12 protein-coding genes and 1 riboswitch are annotated in these 17,411 nt (G+C 71.6%); of the genes, 5 read left to right on the top strand and 7 right to left on the bottom strand.

Annotated features, from left to right (window positions below; genetic code table 11):
* Positions 1-28: 28 nt before the first annotated feature.
* The 4 genes from ACFQ2V_RS00350 (at position 29) to ACFQ2V_RS00335 (ending at position 4,493) form a co-directional block, all read left to right on the top strand.
* Positions 29-526, top strand: a complete 498-nt coding sequence (locus ACFQ2V_RS00350) for a dihydrofolate reductase (RefSeq protein ID WP_386049927.1) — start codon at positions 29-31, stop codon at positions 524-526.
* Between the two features lie 245 nt (positions 527-771).
* Complete coding sequence (gene dapA, locus ACFQ2V_RS00345) at positions 772-1,656, top strand: 4-hydroxy-tetrahydrodipicolinate synthase (protein WP_386049926.1); 885 nt, start codon at positions 772-774, stop codon at positions 1,654-1,656.
* Between the two features lie 64 nt (positions 1,657-1,720).
* Positions 1,721-3,406: a ribonuclease J gene (locus tag ACFQ2V_RS00340; RefSeq protein ID WP_386049925.1), complete on the top strand. Its 1,686-nt coding sequence runs from the start codon at positions 1,721-1,723 to the stop codon at positions 3,404-3,406.
* 1 nt (position 3,407) lies between these two features.
* The gene (locus ACFQ2V_RS00335) at positions 3,408-4,493 is read left to right on the top strand and encodes an endonuclease/exonuclease/phosphatase family protein (RefSeq protein WP_386049924.1); all 1,086 of its coding nucleotides are present in this window, start codon (positions 3,408-3,410) and stop codon (positions 4,491-4,493) included.
* Positions 4,494-4,688: 195 nt separating this feature from the next.
* On the opposite strand, the gene ACFQ2V_RS00330 is transcribed toward ACFQ2V_RS00335, so the two are convergent.
* Complete coding sequence (locus ACFQ2V_RS00330) at positions 4,689-6,074, bottom strand: aminotransferase class V-fold PLP-dependent enzyme (protein ID WP_386049923.1); 1,386 nt, start codon at positions 6,072-6,074, stop codon at positions 4,689-4,691.
* Positions 6,075-6,111: 37 nt separating this feature from the next.
* Positions 6,112-6,237: riboswitch (SAM riboswitch) on the bottom strand.
* A 222-nt stretch (positions 6,238-6,459) separates the two neighbouring features.
* Between ACFQ2V_RS00330 and ACFQ2V_RS00325 the strand changes: the two genes are divergently transcribed.
* Entirely contained in the window at positions 6,460-9,387 is a 2,928-nt protein-coding gene (locus ACFQ2V_RS00325; RefSeq protein WP_386049922.1) for an FtsK/SpoIIIE family DNA translocase, read from the top strand.
* Between the two features lie 71 nt (positions 9,388-9,458).
* Here ACFQ2V_RS00325 and ACFQ2V_RS00320 read toward each other — a convergent pair whose 3' ends face one another.
* Genes ACFQ2V_RS00320 through kdpF form a run of 6 tightly spaced genes read right to left on the bottom strand, consistent with a single transcriptional unit; the run spans position 9,459 to position 17,373 of the window.
* Positions 9,459-10,136: a response regulator transcription factor gene (locus ACFQ2V_RS00320; protein WP_386049921.1), complete on the bottom strand. Its 678-nt coding sequence runs from the start codon at positions 10,134-10,136 to the stop codon at positions 9,459-9,461.
* Entirely contained in the window at positions 10,133-12,877 is a 2,745-nt protein-coding gene (locus ACFQ2V_RS00315) for a DUF4118 domain-containing protein (RefSeq protein ID WP_386049920.1), read from the bottom strand. The genes ACFQ2V_RS00320 and ACFQ2V_RS00315 overlap by 4 nt, the downstream gene beginning before the upstream one ends.
* A 17-nt stretch (positions 12,878-12,894) precedes the next feature.
* Positions 12,895-13,476: a potassium-transporting ATPase subunit KdpC gene (kdpC, locus tag ACFQ2V_RS00310; RefSeq protein WP_386049919.1), complete on the bottom strand. Its 582-nt coding sequence runs from the start codon at positions 13,474-13,476 to the stop codon at positions 12,895-12,897.
* A gap of 5 nt (positions 13,477-13,481) precedes the next feature.
* Positions 13,482-15,644 carry a potassium-transporting ATPase subunit KdpB gene (gene kdpB / locus ACFQ2V_RS00305; protein WP_386049918.1) on the bottom strand — a complete coding sequence of 721 codons (2,163 nt, stop codon included), beginning with the start codon at positions 15,642-15,644 and terminating at the stop codon, positions 13,482-13,484.
* Positions 15,641-17,287, bottom strand: a complete 1,647-nt coding sequence (kdpA, locus tag ACFQ2V_RS00300) for a potassium-transporting ATPase subunit KdpA (RefSeq protein WP_386049917.1) — start codon at positions 17,285-17,287, stop codon at positions 15,641-15,643. The genes kdpB and kdpA overlap by 4 nt, the downstream gene beginning before the upstream one ends.
* Complete coding sequence (gene kdpF / locus ACFQ2V_RS00295; protein WP_386051010.1) at positions 17,287-17,373, bottom strand: K(+)-transporting ATPase subunit F; 87 nt, start codon at positions 17,371-17,373, stop codon at positions 17,287-17,289. The genes kdpA and kdpF overlap by 1 nt, the downstream gene beginning before the upstream one ends.
* Positions 17,374-17,411 lie beyond the last annotated feature (38 nt).

The raw sequence follows: 17,411 nt of genomic DNA, 5'->3' as shown, positions 1-17,411 counted from the left end.
GCGCGGCGCGTCTGCGAGCCTTGACCACATGACCGAGGTGCGACCGAACGTGACGATGATCGCCGCCGTCGGTCGCAACGGCGTCATCGGCGACGGCCTGACGATGCCGTGGCACCTGCCCGAGGACCTCAAGTTCTTCAAGCGCACGACGATGGGCCACCCGATGGTGATGGGACGGCGCACGTTCGACACGATGGGGGTGCTGCCCGGCCGGCGCAGCATCGTCGTCACGCGCGACACCGGGTGGAGCCATGACGGGGTCGAGGTCGCGCACTCGCTGCAGCAGGCGCTCGACCTCGTGCCCCGAGAAAGAGAGCTCTTCGTCGTCGGCGGGGGAGAGGTCTACCGTCTCGCCCTGCCGTATGCCGCCCGACTGCTGGTCACCGAGGTCGAGCAGTCCCCGCCGGGCTCGGTCACGTTCCCCGCCATCGACCCGGACACGTGGGTGGAGACCGCCCGCGAGGCCGGGACCGGTTTCTCCTGGGTCACCTACGAGCGGCGCGACGGCGCTCGCGACGCTCCCTGAAGAAAGTTCCGTCCGGGCTGTAACGCCCACTGGCGGTCGCCGATGTAGTGGGTGGCGAGGCACTACTCGGACCCCCGAGCGAGTAGTGCCTCGCCCTTTTCGTTCGTGCTGTCAGACGTCGCTGCCAGCCGGCACCGTCAGACGTGACTGTCAGACGTGAGTGTCGGACGTCCTGAACGTGCCAGTAGCGTCCACTCGTGGGCGCGCGACGTGGGCGTGTCGGGCGGGGCGCTAACCTTGGGCCCATGGCTGACGCACCCGCCCTCGGACGTGTTCTCTCGGCGATCGTCACCCCGATGCGGGCCGACGGTTCGCTCGACCTCGACGCGGCCCAGCGCCTCGCGACGCACCTCGTCGACGCCGGCCACGACGGCCTCGTCGTCTCGGGCACGACCGGCGAGTCGCCGACGACCTCTGCGAGCGAGAAGGACCAGCTGCTGCGAGCGGTCATCGAGGCGGTGGGTGACCGCTGCGTGGTCATCGCCGGAGCCGGCAGCAACGACACCGCCAAGAGCATCGAGTCCGTGCGTCTCGCCGAGAAGGCCGGTGCCCACGCCGTGCTCGCCGTGACGCCCTACTACAACAAGCCGCCCCAGGCCGGGCTCGTCGCGCACTTCACCGCGATCGCCGACGCGAGCGACCTGCCCGTCATGGTCTACGACATCCCGGGCCGGTCGGGCATCGCCATCGCCCGCGAGACCTACCTGCGCATCGCCGGGCACGAGCGCATCGCTGCGGTCAAGGACGCCCGCGGCGACCTCTGGTTCGCGAGCGAGATGATGCAGGAGACCGGGCTCGACTGGTACTCCGGCGACGACGCCATGAACCTCGGCCACTTCGCCAACGGGGCCGCCGGCTTCGTCGGGGTCACCTCGCAGGTGGCCCCGGCGGCATACCGCGAGATGGCCGACGCCGTCGTCGACGGCAGGTGGGACGACGCCCGCGCCGTGCACCGCCGCCTCACACCGCTCGTCAACGCCGTCATGAACGTCACCCAGGGCGCGATCATGGCCAAGGCCGGTCTCGTCGTGCAGGGCGTCATCGCCTCCCCGGTCGTGCGCCTGCCGCTCGTCGAGGCCGACGACTCCCAGACCGCGCTCGTGCGCGACGCCATCTCGGCGGTCGGATGACCGCCGCCTGACCTCTGCTCGGGCCCGAGTCGGCCCGGGCGCACCACCGAACGACAGGACACCCGTGAGCCATCCCCACCCCGAGCTGACGACCCCACCCGCCCTCCCCGACAACGGCCTGCGGGTCGTCGCGCTCGGTGGGCTCGGCGAGGTCGGTCGCAACATGGCCGTCATCGAGACGAAGGGCAAGCTCCTCGTCATCGACTGCGGCGTCCTCTTCCCCGAGGACCACCACCCGGGCGTCGACCTCATCCTCCCGGACTTCAGCTACATCGAGGACCGCCTCCACGACATCGAGGCGATCGTGCTGACGCACGGCCACGAGGACCACATTGGCGCGGTCCCGTACCTGCTCAAGCTCAAGGGCGACATCCCGCTCATCGGCTCGACGCTGACCCTCGCCCTCGTCGAGGCCAAGCTCAAGGAGCACCGCATCCGGCCGTACTCCATGGCGGTCAAGGAGGGGCAGCGCGAGCGGCTCGGCGTATTCGACCTCGAGTTCGTCGCGGTCAACCACTCGATTCCCGACGCACTCGCCGTGTTCGTGCGCACCGAGGCCGGCACGCTGCTGCACACCGGCGACTTCAAGATGGACCAGCTGCCGCTCGACGGCCGCCTCACCGACCTGCGCGCGTTCGCCCGACTCGGCGAGGAGGGCGTCGACCTCTTCCTCACCGACTCGACCAACGCCGACGTGCCCGGTTTCACCACGCCCGAGCTCGAGATCGCCCCGGCCATCGACAAGGTCTTCCGCCACGCCGAGCGCCGCATCATCGTCGCCTGCTTCAGCAGCCACGTGCACCGCGTCCAGCAGGTGCTCGACGCCGCCGAGAAGGCCGGTCGCAAGGTCGCCATGGTGGGCCGCTCGATGGTGCGCAACATGGGGATCGCGTCGGAGCTCGGCTACCTCAAGGTGCCCGACGGCATCCTCATCGACATCAAGAAGATCGACAGCCTGCGCGACGACGAGGTCGTCCTCATCTGCACCGGCTCGCAGGGTGAGCCCATGGCAGCGCTGTCCCGAATGGCCAACCGCGAACACCGCATCGACGTGGGCCCCGGCGACACCGTGCTGCTCGCGAGCAGCCTCATCCCGGGCAACGAGAACGCCGTCTACCGCATCATCAACGGCCTGATGCGCCTCGGCGCCAACGTCGTGCACAAGGGCAACGCCAAGGTGCACGTCTCCGGCCACGCCAGCGCCGGCGAGCTGCTCTACTGCTACAACATCGTCAAGCCGCGCAACGTCCTGCCGGTCCACGGCGAGTGGCGTCACATGTACGCCAACGCGCAGCTCGCGATCCAGTCGGGGGTCCCCCGCGACAACGTGGTGCTGGCCGAGGACGGCGTCGTCGTCGACCTCGTCGACGGCCAGGCGTCCGTCTCCGGCGTCGTCGAGTGCGGATACGTCTACGTCGACGGCAGCAGCGTCGGTGGCGCCGACGAGGCCCTGCTCAAGGACCGCCGCATCCTGCGCGACGAGGGCTTCATCACCTGCATCGTCGTGCTCGACGCCGCGACGGGGAAGATCGCGAGCGGACCCGAGATCACGGCGCGCGGCTTCGTCGAGGACGAGGAGATCTTCCAGCAGGTCATCCCGAAGGTCGAGCGGGCCGTCGAGGAGGCCGTCGCCAACGGCGTGCGCGACGACCAGCAGCTGCAGCAGGTCGTGCGGCGCGCCGTCGGGTCGTGGGTCGGTGGCAAGATCCGGCGCCGGCCGATGATCATCCCGGTCGTGCTGCAGGCCTGAGGTGACCGTGCAGGAGGTCGACGGGGCACCCCCGCCGAGCGGGCCCGGCGACGCCGACGACGCTCACGACAGCGAATACACCGAATACACCGACGACCCGTCGGCAGGCCCGGGGCGACGTCGCGGCCGCCGGAGGTGGCTCGACGTCGCGATCGCCCTCGTCCTGCTCGTCCTCGTCGCTGTCGGGGCGCTGCGCTGGCTCGACTCGACGGCATACCTCGTCGTCGTGCTGCAGACCGCGGGACCCTTCGTGCTCATCGGACTCCTGCTGCTCACGGTCACCGCGCTCGTGCTGCGACGGTGGGTGACCGCGATCCCGGTCGCCGTCGCGCTGGCCGTCGCTGTCGCCGTGGCGGCACCGGGGTTCAGGGCCTCGACCTCGCCGAAGGCCGAAGCCGATCTCACGGTCATGTCGGCGAACGTCTGGGTGGGCGCGGCCAACGCGAACCAGCTCATGGCCGCCGTCCGCTTCCACGCCGTCGACGTGCTGGTGCTGGTGGAGGCGACGCCCGCCCTGCTCCGAAGGCTCGACGCGGAGGGGGCCCGCGACTACTTCACCCAGCGCGAGGGGGTGGCCCGTCCCGGCACCTTCACGGGCACGATGGTGCTCTCGCGCTATCCGCTCTCGGTCCGCAGCGCCGGCACCGACCCGTCGGTGGAGGGCACGCAGAGCACTCAGCCCGAGCTCGACGTCACGGCGCCGAACGGGACGGTGCGCCTCAAGGTCGCGCACCCGACGGCTCCGTTGCGCGGTGACACCGTCGAGTGGCGCGCCGGCCTGAGGGCGCTCCAGTCGTGGAACGAACGCCACCACGGAGACGGGCCGGTCGTCATGGCCGGCGACTTCAACGCCTCCTACGGCCACCCCGGCATGCGCGACCTCGCCGAGGGCCTCGACGACGCACAGCTGACCGACGGCGAGGGCTGGGTGCGGACGTGGCCCTTCGCGGGCAACCGCCTCCCCGCGTTCGTGCAGCTCGACCACCTGCTGAGCCGCGGCCTGACCGTCGTCTCGGCGGGTCAGGTCGCGATCAACCGTGCCGACCACGCGGCGGTCTGGGCGAGCTACGCCCTGCCCGGGCGCTGAGCACACCGAGCACACCGAGCACACCGGGCACACCGGGCACACCGGGCGCGACGACAGCGCGGTGACGACGGTGCGACCGGTCGCCCGTCGAGTCGTCCGCCGTCTGCTGGGGTGATCACCCCCTCGAGAGGCGGACCATCAGCCCGTCCTCGACGTGCCCTGCCCGCCGGACGTGGTGGCGTGCCGCCCCCGAGGTCACCAGGGGCGCTCGACCTCCACGTCGCGCGGGTCGGCGCCGTCGAGGGCCCAGCCCGAGTCGGTCAGCGTCCACGACGCCGTCGGACCGTGCTCGACGAGCCCTGCCACGGCGGACACGAGACGGTCGACGCCCTCGAGCGTCGAGCCGAGACCGATGCTGGCCCGCACCGCGGTTCCCGACCGCTCGCCCCACGGGTCCTCGAGCAGCTCGTCCACGAGCAGGTGGGCGCAGAACTTGCCGTCGCGCACCCCGATGCCGTGCTCCACCGAGAGCACCTGCGAGACGAGCGAGGAGTCCCAGCCGTCGATCGTGAAGGCGACCACGCCGACCCGGTCGTGGTCCTCACCGAAGATCGAGAGCACCTCGACGCCCGGCACCCCGTCGAGGCCGGCGGTCAGGCGCTCGAGCAGCTGCGTCTCGTGCGCCTCGATGGCCTCGCGGTGGCGGCTGACCGTGGCGCACGCGGCGGCGAGGGCGATGGCGCCGATGACGTTCGGGCTGCCGCCCTCGTGGCGGGCCGGGCCGGTCGCCCACGTCGTGCCCTCCTCGGTGACCGAGCGCGTCGCGCCGCCCCCGAGCAGGTACGGGTTGCCGGCGTCGAGCCAGTCGGAACGGCCCGCGAGCACACCCGCACCGTAGGGGGCGTACGTCTTGTGGCCGGAGAAGGCGACGTAGTCGGCGTCCCAGCCCGCGAGGTCGATCCTCCGGTGGGCCGAGAGCTGGGCGGCGTCGACGGCGATGCGGGCGCCGTGGTCGTGGGCCAGCGCGGCGAAGCGCTCGACGGGCCACACCTCGCCGGTCACGTTCGAGGCGGCGGTGAGCACGACGAGGCGGTGGCGCGACGGGTGGTCGGCCAAGGCGTCCTCGAGGAGCGCGTGGGCGTCCTCGACCGTCTGCGGCACGGGCAGGCGCACGGTGCGGAAGCGACCCCAGGGCAGCAGGGTGGAGTGGTGCTCGGTGCCGAAGACGAAGACCGTCGTGCGGCTCGGCAGCGCCTTGCTCAGCAGCGCCCAGGAGTCCGTCGTCGTGCGCGTGAAGATGACCGAGTCGTCGTCACGGGCACCGACGAAGGCAGCGACCTCCGCCCGTGCCTGCTCGTACCACGCGCTCGTCAGCCGTGAGGCGAAGCCGGCGCCACGGTGCACCGACGAGTACGTCTCCAGGGCACGGTCGACGGCGGCCCTGACGGTCTCGAGAGCCGGCGTGGACGCCGCGTGGTCGAGGTTCGCGTACGCCGTGTCGCCGTGCAGCGTCGGCACGCGCAGTCCTGCGCCGACCACCGTCGGCAACGCTGCGGCGTCGGGGACGACGTGCAGCGCGCGGGCGCGGACCACCGGGGCGGGGCTGCCACCACAGACGGAGGTGCTGGGAAGAACCGACATGGGAGTGCTCCTGGGGCCGAGGGACCCACCGGATGCAGGTCCGCGCTTGCCGGCCGCGATCACACGAGCTGATCGGGGTCGACCTGGTCGTCACCCGGAGCACCCCACCGCGGAGGAGGGTTGCTGGCCAGCGAGCCGGGGCTTGTCACTGGCACTCATGACCTGCATCGAAGATAGGCGGGTGGCGGCAGGCTGTCCACCGACCGGTCCGCGGGTGTCGGAATCTGAGACGGGTGGGTGGCGGCGGCACACGACCCGGTGGCGGCGGAGCCCGCCGGCCCCACCCGAGACCCGATCCGCACCCTCGGGCGCGTCGTCGCGCCGATGTTCCCCTGTTGCGCGTGTGACACGTGAGTTCAGAGGTGCCTTGACGTACGGTGCGACCATGGGGTCACGTCCGTCCAGCAGCCAGCGCTCGAGCACCGCAGCGGCCACCCGCGCCAAGGGGGCCACCGGCAGCACCTCGTCGCGTCCCCCCGCCGCACGCTCGTCGAGGCCCGCGCAGCGCAAGCCCGCCGCGCGCAAGCCCCCGGCGAAGGCTGCCTCCAAGGCGCGTGACGGTGGGCTGCCCTTCCCGCTCAGCGCCATGCGCAGCACGTGGATGGGCGTCTCCCACATGGCCGGGGGAGCGGTGCGACGCGTCGGTCACAGCGCCGCCGACCTCGAGCCGGAGCACCGTCGCGACGGCATCGGCTTCGCCCTGCTCGCACTCGCCGTCGTCGTGGCGGCCCGCGAGTGGTGGGGCGTCGCCGGCACCTTCGGGCAGGTCGTGCACGCGATCTTCGCCGGCACCTTCGGCCGCGTCGCGTATGCCGTCCCGCTCGTCCTGCTGGCCCTCGGCCTCCGCATGCTCCGCGCTCCCCAGGACGAGGCGACGACGAGCCGCATCGTCGTCGGCACCATCGCGCTGACCTTCGCCGCCTGTGGGCTGGCACACCTCGCCGACGGCATCCCGAACCCGCCCGACGGCGCCGTCGGCATGCGCGCGGCCGGCGGCATCCTCGGCTTCCTCGCGTCGAGCCCCCTCGCCGCCGCCGTGTCGCCCTACGGCGCGATCGTGCTGCTGGTCCTGCTGGGGGTCTTCGGCCTGCTCGTCATCACGGCGACGCCCGTCAACATGATCCCGACGCGGCTGCGCCAGCTCAAGGCGCTCGTCATCGAGCGCAGTCACCACGACGATGCGGCCGCCGAGCCCGAGGACGCCCCCACGGCAGCACTCAAGCGGGCACGCCGCAAGCCGGTCGACCTCGCCGACCGCGACGGCGACGAGGCGTTCCGCCAGGCCGCGCAGAAGGGCGCCGACGGCGAGCCGGCGGCGCGCGTGCGTCCCGGCGAGAAGCGCCCGACCGCTCCGGGTGTCCTCGCGCCGCGGCCCAGCGGCGAGAAGGCGATCGACGCCACCGACCCGAAGACGCTCGGCGCCCCCGACACGAGCAAGGTCGGCCCCAAGGCCGAGCTCATCCCGCCGCCCATGTCCGACCTGCCCGCTCGCGTCGAGCAGCTGAGCCTCGGCGGCGACATCACCTACCAGCTGCCCGACCACTCGATGCTGACGCCGGGCCCCCCGCACAAGACCCGCAGCGAGACGAACGACCGTGTCGTCGAGTCGCTCACGGGTGTCTTCGACCAGTTCGACATCGACGCCGCCGTCACCGGGTTCACCCGTGGCCCGACGGTCACCCGCTACGAGGTCGAGCTCGGCTCCGGCACCAAGGTCGAGCGCGTCACCGCCCTCTCCAAGAACATCGCGTATGCCGTCGCGTCGGCCGACGTGCGCATCCTCAGCCCGATCCCCGGCAAGTCCGCGATCGGCATCGAGATCCCCAACCTCGACCGTGAGAACGTCGCGCTCGGCGACGTCCTGCGCAGCCACACCGCACGCAGCAACGAGCACCCGATGGTCATGGGCGTCGGCAAGGACGTCGAGGGCGCGTACGTCATCGCCAACCTCGCGAAGATGCCGCACCTGCTCGTCGCGGGAGCCACGGGCTCCGGAAAGTCGAGCTTCGTCAACTCGATGATCACCTCGATCCTCATGCGCTCGACGCCGGAGGAGGTGCGCCTCATCCTCGTCGACCCCAAGCGCGTCGAGCTGACGGCGTACGAAGGCATCCCGCACCTCATCACCCCGATCATCACCAACCCCAAGAAGGCCGCCGAGGCCCTCGCCTGGGTCGTCAAGGAGATGGACCAGCGCTACGACGACCTCGCGGCGTTCGGCTTCAAGCACGTCGACGACTTCAACAAGGCGGTGCGCGCCGGCAAGGTCAAGCCGCTGCCGGGCTCAGAGCGGCAGATCACGACCTACCCGTACCTGCTCGTCGTCGTCGACGAGCTCGCCGACCTCATGATGGTCGCGCCGCGCGACGTCGAGGAGTCGGTCGTGCGCATCACGCAGCTGGCTCGCGCGGCCGGCATCCACCTCGTCCTGGCCACGCAGCGTCCGTCCGTCGACGTCGTCACCGGCCTCATCAAGGCCAACGTGCCCTCCCGCATGGCGTTCGCGACGAGCTCGCTCGCCGACAGCCGCGTCGTGCTCGACCAGCCCGGCGCCGAGAAGCTGATCGGCCAGGGCGACGCGCTCTTCCTGCCCATGGGCGCGAGCAAGCCGATGCGCGTGCAGGGTGCGTGGGTCAACGAGTCCGAGATCCACGAGGTCGTCAAGTTCGTCACGACGCAGCTCAAGCCCAACTACGTCGAGGACGTCACGGTCGCCGCGCCGAAGAAGCAGATCGACGACGACATCGGCGACGACCTCGACGTGCTGCTCCAGGCCACCGAGCTGGTCGTCACGACGCAGTTCGGCTCGACGTCGATGCTCCAGCGCAAGCTGCGCGTCGGCTTCGCGAAGGCCGGCCGGCTCATGGACCTGCTCGAGTCGCGCGGCATCGTCGGCCCGAGCGAGGGGTCCAAGGCGCGCGACGTGCTCGTGCGGCCCGACGACCTGCCGCAGACGCTCGCGCTGCTGCGCGGCGACGAGGTGCCCCACCCCGTCGCCGACGAGACGCCGAGCGACGAGGGGCCGTATGCCGCATCGCCGGTCGACGTCGCCGCCGAGCCCGACACGGCGGCTGCCACGGCGCTCGGGGACGACGGTGACAACGGGTCGGCGGCGCCGCAGCGCACGGCGGCGCTGGTGGCCGAGCGTGGCGAGCGACGTGAGGCGGGCGACGACTACGACGGCGACAGCACGCAGGCGATGCCGGCAGCACGGTGGACGCCCGGCGACCTGACGCCGACGGTCGACGAGGACGACGAGGAGTCCGAGGACGCCTGGAACCTCACCGACCGCGGCGGCCGCGAGCGCTACTGACCCTCCACCGTCGAGGGGCCAGTTCCGGAGCCCTTCAACCGTCGAGAGGCCGCACGTGGCCTCTCGACGGTTCAGGGGTGGAAGCGGTAGCCGAGGCCGGGTTCGGTGATCAGGTGACGGGGGTTGGCCGGGTCGGGCTCGAGCTTGCGCCGCAGCTGGTTGGCGTAGACGCGCAGGTAGTTCGACTCCCGCCCGTACGACGGCCCCCACACGGCCCTCAGCAGGTCCTGCTGCGAGACGAGGTGGTCGGGCTCGCGGCACAGGGCCTCGAGCAGGCGCCACTCCGTGGGGGTGAGACGCACGTCGACCCCGGCGACGGTCGCGCGGCGCTCGACGAAGTCGAGGCGGAAGTGGTCGGTCGTCATCGGCTCGAGGTGCTGGCCCTGGGCGCCACCACGCCGCAGGGCGGCCCGGACCCGCGCCAGCAGCTCCTCCACGCCGAAGGGCTTGGTCACGTAGTCGTCGGCGCCGAGGTCGAGGGCCTCGATCTTGTCGTCGGACTCGTGCCTGGCCGAGAGCACGATCACGGGGACCACCGACCCGGCCCGGATGCGCCGCAGCACCTCGGTGCCGTCGAGGTCGGGCAGGCCGAGGTCGAGGATGACGACGTCGGGGGTGTCCTCGGCGACCGACTGCACCGCGGTGCGTCCGTCGCCCGCGGTGACGACCTCGTGGCCGTGGGCACGCAGCGCGATGGCCAGCGTCCGCTGCAGGCGTGGGTCGTCGTCGACGACGAGCACTCGGGTCACGCGTCCTCCTCGGTGGTCGTCGCCGGTTGCGGATGGTCGTGGGCGTCGGCGGTGTCGACGTCGCTGCGAGCCTGCGGTGGGACGTGCGACGGGGCGGACGGCGTGGCGGACGGCGGGGCGGACGACGTGGCGACCGGCAGCTCGAGCACCATCGTCAGGCCGCCGCCAGGGGTGTCCTCGGGCACGAGGGCACCTCCCATGACGTTCATGAGGCCTCGCGCGACGGCGAGGCCGAGCCCGAGTCCGTCGCCCCTGGGGGCGTCGCCGAGGCGCTGGAAGGCGGCGAAGATGCGGTCCTTGTCGGCGTCGTCGACGCCCGGCCCGCGATCGACCACCCGCAGCTGCACCGTGTCGCCGATGCGGCCCGCGGTCACCCGTACGTCTGCGGCGCCGCTGTGCCGCAGGGCGTTCTCGACGACGTTGGCGAGCACCCGGTCGAGCAGGCCGAGGTCGACCCGGACGGGCGGGAGGTCGGACTCGAGGTCGAGGTCGACCCGCGACGGGGCGCTCGTCGTGCGGACCGTCGAGACGACCGCATCGAGCAGGTCGACCGAGTGGCTGTGGGGGCGCACCGTGCCGGTCTCGAGACGTGAGAGGTCCAGCAGGTTGCCGATGAGGGCGTCGAGCCGGTCGGCCGACTCCTCGACCGACTCGAGCAGCTCGGCCTCGTCGTCGGTCGACAGGGTGAGGCCCGCCTGGCGCAGCGTCGAGACTCCGGCCTTGATGCTCGCTAGCGGCGTCCGGAGGTCGTGCGAGACGGCCGCGAGCAGCGTCGTGCGTGCGGCGCTGTCGCGGGCGAGCCCGGCTGCCTCGCGGGCTGAACGCACGAGCTGCTCGCGCCCGTGCAGGATCGTGGCGTGCGCGGCATACGCCTCGACGACCCGCTGGTCCTCGGCCGCCAGCGGCGGGCCGTCGAGGAGCAGGTGCACCCCGTCGTCGACGGTGACGTCGACGGCCCACGTCGCGCGTTGCGGCAGCTGGGCCCCGACGGCGTTGGCCGGGTCCGTGGAGGCGACCACGACCCTCCCACCGTCGCGGCCTCGCTCGGTGAGCACCGCGGCTCGCATCCCGAGGTCGTCGCGGGCGCGGTCGAGCAGGGCGGGGAGGGGGCGTGGCTCGGCGAGCAGGTCGCGGCTCAGGGCGGCCAGTGCGGCCGACTCTCGTTCGGCCGACACGGCCTGCTCGGTGCGCCGTGCGGCGAGGTTGACCACGGACGAGACCGCCATGGCGACGAGGACGAAGACGGCGAGCGCCAGGGCGTTCGGTGGGTCGCTGATCGTGAGAGTGCCCCTCGGCTCGGTGAAGAACCAGTTGACCGCGAGCGAGCCGACGACGGCGCAGAAGAGAGCCGGCCAGATGCCGCCGACGAGGGCGCAGACGACCGTGAGGGCGAGGTAGAGCAGCAGGTCGAGAGAGAGGGTGTGGCCCTCGCGTGTCGCCACGAGCACTGCGGTGAGCGCCGCGAGTGCGAGCACGGCGAGGACGAGGCCGGCGACGACGCGTCTGGCAGGGAGCCCGGTCATGCGGGCACGTCGGTGGCCGACCTTCGATCCCTCGTGCGACACGAGGTGCACGTCGATGTCTCCCGAGCCGTCGGCGACCGCTGCCGCGATCCCGGGCCGGAGCAGCTGCTGCCAGCGGCTGCGGCGGCTGACGCCCACGACGATCTGGGTCGCGTTGACCCCACGCGCGTGGTCGAGGATCGCCTCGGCGACGTCGTTGCCGGAGACGTCGTGGAACTCGGCCCCGAGGTCGCGTGCGAGCCGACGGAGCCGGGTGATCGCGGCCGGGTCGGACGTCGCAAGCCCTTCGGAGGAACGGACGTGGCAGGCGATGAGCTCGCCACCGGCGACGCGCGTGGCGATGCGAGCGCCGCGACGCAGCAGGGTCTCGCTCTCCGGGCCGCCCGTGAGCGCGACGACGACCCGCTCACGGGCGGGCCACGGCGACTCGATGCCCTCGTCGGCCCGGTAGCGCTCGAGGGCCTCGTCGACCCGGTCGGCGAGCCACAGCAGGGCAATCTCGCGCAGGGCCGACAGGTTGCCGATCCGAAAGTAGTTGGCGAGCGCGGCGTCGACCTTCTCGGGGGCGTAGACGTTGCCGTGGGCGAGCCTGCGGCGCAGGGCTTCCGGCGTCATGTCGACGAGCTCGACCTGTGCCGCCCGGCGCACGACCTCGTCGGGGACGGTCTCGCGCTGGCGCACGCCGGTGATCGACTCGACGGTGTCGTTGAGCGACTCGAGGTGCTGGATGTTGAGGGTCGAGAGCACGTCGATGCCGGCCTCGAGGATCGTCTCGACGTCCTGCCACCGCTTCTCGTGGGCCCCCGCGCCCGTGACGTCCGCGTGGCCTTCCGGGCCCACGGCACCGAGGTCGGGGCCCACGTTCGTGTGCGCCAGCTCGTCGACGAGCACGACGTGGGGCTGCCGGGCGAGCACGGCCTCGACGTCGAGCTCCGGCAGGATGCTGCCGCGGTAGACCACGCTGCGGCGGGGGAGCACCTCGAGCCCCTCGAGCAGCGCTGCGGTGTGTGGCCGTCCATGGGTCTCGACGATGCCGACGACGACGTCGGTGCCCCGGTCGAGACGGCGGTGCGCTTCGTCGAGCATGGCGACGGTCTTGCCGACGCCCGGAGCGGCGCCGAGATAGATCCGCAGCGAGCCGCGTCCCCGGCTTCGACCGGCGGTCGACGGCCCGCCCGGCTCGCCGCCGAGGACCGGCTGCTCGGGTCCTCCTGCCATGGCCCGATCCTCGCAGGTCAGCGAGGGTCTCCCCCGGACAGACGCGCGAGCGCGAGGTTGAGCGCGAGGACATCGACACGCGGCTGGCCGAGGAAGCCGAGCTGGCGCCCGGTCGTGTGCTGCCTGACGAGCGCCAGGACCCGGGCCGGGTCGAGCCCGCGAGCCGCTGCGAGCCGCCCGACCTGGCTCACCGCGTAGGCCGGCGAGATGTGCGGGTCGAGTCCGCTGCCGGACGCCGTCAGGGCGTCTGCAGGAGCCGTCGTCGGGTCCAGCCCGGCGGCAGACGCCCGCTTGGCGACCTCGTCCGCGAGCGCAGACCCCGAGAGGTTGGAGCCGCCGCTGGTGTCGCCGGAGTAGTCGCTGGCCGACGGGCGACCGTGGAACCACTGGTCGCCGGACCACTGCTGCCCGATGAGGGAGGACCCCACCACTCGGCCGTCGACCCTGACGAGGGAGCCGGCGGACTGGTGCCGCGCGACGACCTGCCCGACGCCCCACACGAGGGCGGGGTAGACGAGCCCGAGCACGACGGTGAGCACGAGCATGACGCGTAGGGCCGCCCACGACTGCTTGACGAAGGAGCTCATGGTGCTGGTCATCGGTATCACATCATTCCGGGGAGATGGCTCACGACGACGTCGAGCAGCTTGATCCCGATGAACGGGGCCACGATGCCGCCCAGGCCGTAGATCCAGATGTTGCGTCGGAGCAGGGCGGTGCTACCGGCGGCGCGGTAGCGAACTCCCCTGAGAGACAGGGGGATCAACGCGATGATGATGAGGGCGTTGAAGATGACGGCCGAGGTGATCGCCGACCGCGGGGAGGCCAGTCCCATGATGTTCAGCGCGTCGAGGCCGGGAAACAGGACGACGAACATCGCCGGGATGATCGCGAAGTACTTGGCGATGTCGTTGGCGATCGAGAACGTCGTCAGCGCACCGCGGGTGATCAGCAGCTGCTTGCCGATCGACACGACGTCGATGAGCTTGGTGGGGTCGGAGTCGAGGTCGACCATGTTGGCCGCCTCCTTGGCCGCCATCGTGCCGGTGTTCATCGCGACGCCGACGTCGGACTGGGCCAGGGCCGGAGCGTCGTTGGTGCCGTCGCCGGTCATGGCGACGAGTCGGCCGCCCTCCTGCTCCCGCTTGATCAGGGCCATCTTGTCCTCGGGCGTCGCCTCGGCGAGGTAGTCGTCGACGCCGGCCTCGGCGGCGATCGACCGTGCCGTGAGCGGGTTGTCGCCCGTGATCATGACGGTCCGGATGCCCATGGCGCGCAGCTGGGCGAAGCGCTCCTTCATGCCTGGCTTGACCACGTCCTTGAGGTGGATGACGCCGAGGACGCGAGGTGCTCGTCCGGGCTCCTTCACCGCGACGGCGAGGGGGGTGGCGCCCGAGGTGGCGATCCCGTCGACCTCGGTGAGCACGCCGCTCGGCATCTGGCCGCCGTGGCCGGTCACCCAGCGCGCGACGGAGTCCGCCGCCCCCTTGCGGTAGAGCGTGCCGTCGGGAAGATCGGCGCCCGACATCCGCGTCGCGGCCGTGAACTGGACGAAGGTCGCCCCGGCGCGGGGGAGCCGGTCCAGCGTTTCACGGGAGGGCACGTCGAGGGCCGCGGCCGCCAGCTCGACGATCGAGCGGCCCTCGGGCGTCTCGTCGGCGAGCGAGGACACGTAGGCCGCTCGGGTGATCTCCTCGTTGCCGAGACCCGGAGCGGCGAGCAGCTGCGCCGCGCGACGGTTCCCGTAGGTGATGGTGCCCGTCTTGTCGAGCAGGAGCGTCGAGACGTCACCCGCCGCCTCGACGGCACGGCCGGACGTGGCGAGCACGTTGTGCTGGACGAGCCGGTCCATGCCTGCGATCCCGATCGCCGACAGGAGGGCCCCGATCGTCGTCGGTATCAGGCACACCAGCAGCGCGACGAGGACGACGGGGGGCTGTGCCTGCCCGGAGTAGATCGCCATCGGTTGCATGGCCATGACGGCCAGCAGGAAGATGATCGTCAGGACGGTGAGCAGGATCGTCAGGGCGATCTCGTTCGGGGTCTTCTGGCGCGAGGCGCCTTCGACGAGGGCGATCATCCGGTCGATGAAGGTCTCTCCGGGTCGGGTCGTGATGCGCACGGCGATCCCGTCCGACAGCACGGTCGTGCCACCTGTCACGGCGCTCCGGTCACCGCCGGACTCTCGGATCACAGGGGCCGACTCGCCGGTGATGGCCGACTCGTCGACGGTGGCCATGCCCTCGATGACGTCACCGTCTCCGGGGATGACCTCGTTGGGTCGGACGACGACGACATCGCCGATCGTCAGGTCCGAGGCCGCGACGGTCTCGACGGACCCGTCGGGGAGGCGACGCACGGCGGTCGTGGTCTTCCGGGTGGCGCGCAGGGTGGCGGCCTGCGCCTTCCCGCGGCCCTCGGCGACGGCCTCGGCCATGTTGGCGAACAGCACCGTGGCCCAGAGCCAGACGGTGACCGCCCAGGCGAACCACGACGGATCGGCGACCGCCTGGACGGTCGTGACCACCGAGCCGACCCAGACGACGAACATCACCGGGCTGCGCCAGACGTGGCGCGGGTCCAGCTTGACGACAGCCTGGGGAAAGGTGGTGACCAGCTGCCGTCCCAGCTGCGCGTACGACGCGCTTGGCCGGCCGGGGCGGATCAGCTCGTCGCCGTGGTGGTGCCGGTGCGGGGCGAGCGCCGTGGCAGCCGTCTCGGACGCTGCCGGGACGCGCGGCGTGGTGGTCGTGGACGACCGGGTCATGAGAGTGCCTCCGCAAGGGGTCCGAGGGCCAGAGCCGGGAAGAAGGTGAGACCGCCGACGACGACGGCCACCCCGACGAACAGGCCGATGAAGGTGGGGGTGTGGGTGGGCAGCGTGCCGGCGGTGACGGGGCGGCGGCGCTGTGCCACGAACGAGCCGGCGAGGGCCAGCACGAGGACGATGGGGACGAAGCGACCGAGGAACATGCACAGCGCCAATGTGAGGTTGGTGTACGGCGTGTCCGCGGAGAACCCCGCGAAGGCGCTCCCGTTGTTGTTCGCGGCAGAGGCGTAGGCGTACATGACCTCGGTGAGCCCGTGCGGCCCGTCGGCGAGCATCTGGGAGGCCACGAGGGGTGCGACCATGCCGACGCCCGTGAAGGCGAGGACCAACGTCGGCATGACGAGGACGGCCAGGGCGGTCAGGGTGATCTCGCGCCGGCCGATCTGGTTGCCGAGCAGCTCGGGAGTGCGCCCCACCATGAGCCCGGCGATGAACACCGTGAGCACCGCGACGAGCAGCGCGCTGTAGAGGCCGGTGCCCACGCCACCTGGTGACAGCTCGCCGAGCATCATGTTGAAGAGCGCGCCGCCGCCACCGAGCGCCGAGAAGCTCTCGTGCATCGAGTTGACGGCGCCGGTCGACGTGGCCGTGGTGCTCGTCGCGAAGAGCGCCGAGGGCCAGACGCCGAAGCGCAGCTCCTTGCCCTCCATCCCCCCGAGCGGGCCGGCCGCGGCGTGCACCTCGGCCCACGTGACCGCCGTGAGCATGAGCGCCCACAGGATCGCCATGAAGCCGAGGACGGTCCAGCCCTGTCGACGGTCGCCGACGAGGACGCCGTAGGTGCGGGGCAGCGAGAACGGGATGACGAGGAGCAGGAAGATCTCGACGAGGTCGGTGAACGCGTTCGGGTTCTCGAAGGGGTGCGCCGAGTTCGCGTTGAAGTAGCCACCGCCGTTGGTGCCGAGCTCCTTGATCGACTCCTGCGAGGCGACGAGGCCGCCCTGGATCACCTGGTGCCCGCCCGAGAGCGTCGTGACGGTCGTCGGTTCGGTGAGGTTCTGGATGACGCCACCGAGCAGCAGCACGACTGCGCCGACCACGGCGATCGGCACGATCACCCGGAAGAGACCGCGCGCGAGGTCGACCCAGAAGTTGCCGAGCTCCGAGCCGCCCGAGCGGACGAGGCCGCGCACGAGGGCGACCGCGACGGCGAGGCCGACCGCGGGGGAGACGAAGTTCTGGACGGTCAGGCCCACGGTCTGCACGAACGGCGACGTCCCGGCCTCGCCGGCATACGACTGCCAGTTGGTGTTCGTGACGAACGAGACGGCCGTGTTGACCGCGGTGTCCACGTCCATCGCGGCGCCGCGGGCGAGGGGGAGCGCGCCCTGCAGCATGATCATCAGGAAGAGGAGCACGACGCCGACGACGGAGAACCCCATGATGGCGACGGCGTACGTCGTCCACCGCTGTTGCGACGTGGGATCGACGCGGCAGAGACGGTAGACGAGGCGCTCGACGCGCCAGTGCCTCTCGTCGGTGAAGACCTTTGCCATCCAGTTGCCGAGCGGCACGTGGACGATCGCCAGTGCTGCCACCAGGACGGCGATCGTGAGCAGCCCGCTGACGGTGTCGCTCATCAGAAGCGATCCGCATGGAGCAGGACGTGGACGAGGTAGCCGAGCAGAGCGAGCGCCACGAGGCCCAGGAGGATGTTGGTGACCATGCCTTGTTCCTACTCCGGCGCCTGTCCCGGAGCCGGGG

The sequence above is a fragment of the Terrabacter terrigena genome, from assembly GCF_042676085.1.
Taxonomy (GTDB): Bacteria; Actinomycetota; Actinomycetes; order Actinomycetales; family Dermatophilaceae; genus Terrabacter; species Terrabacter terrigena.
The sequence above is the reverse complement of the archived record's forward strand: the minus strand, read 5'-3'. Positions and strand labels throughout refer to the sequence as shown.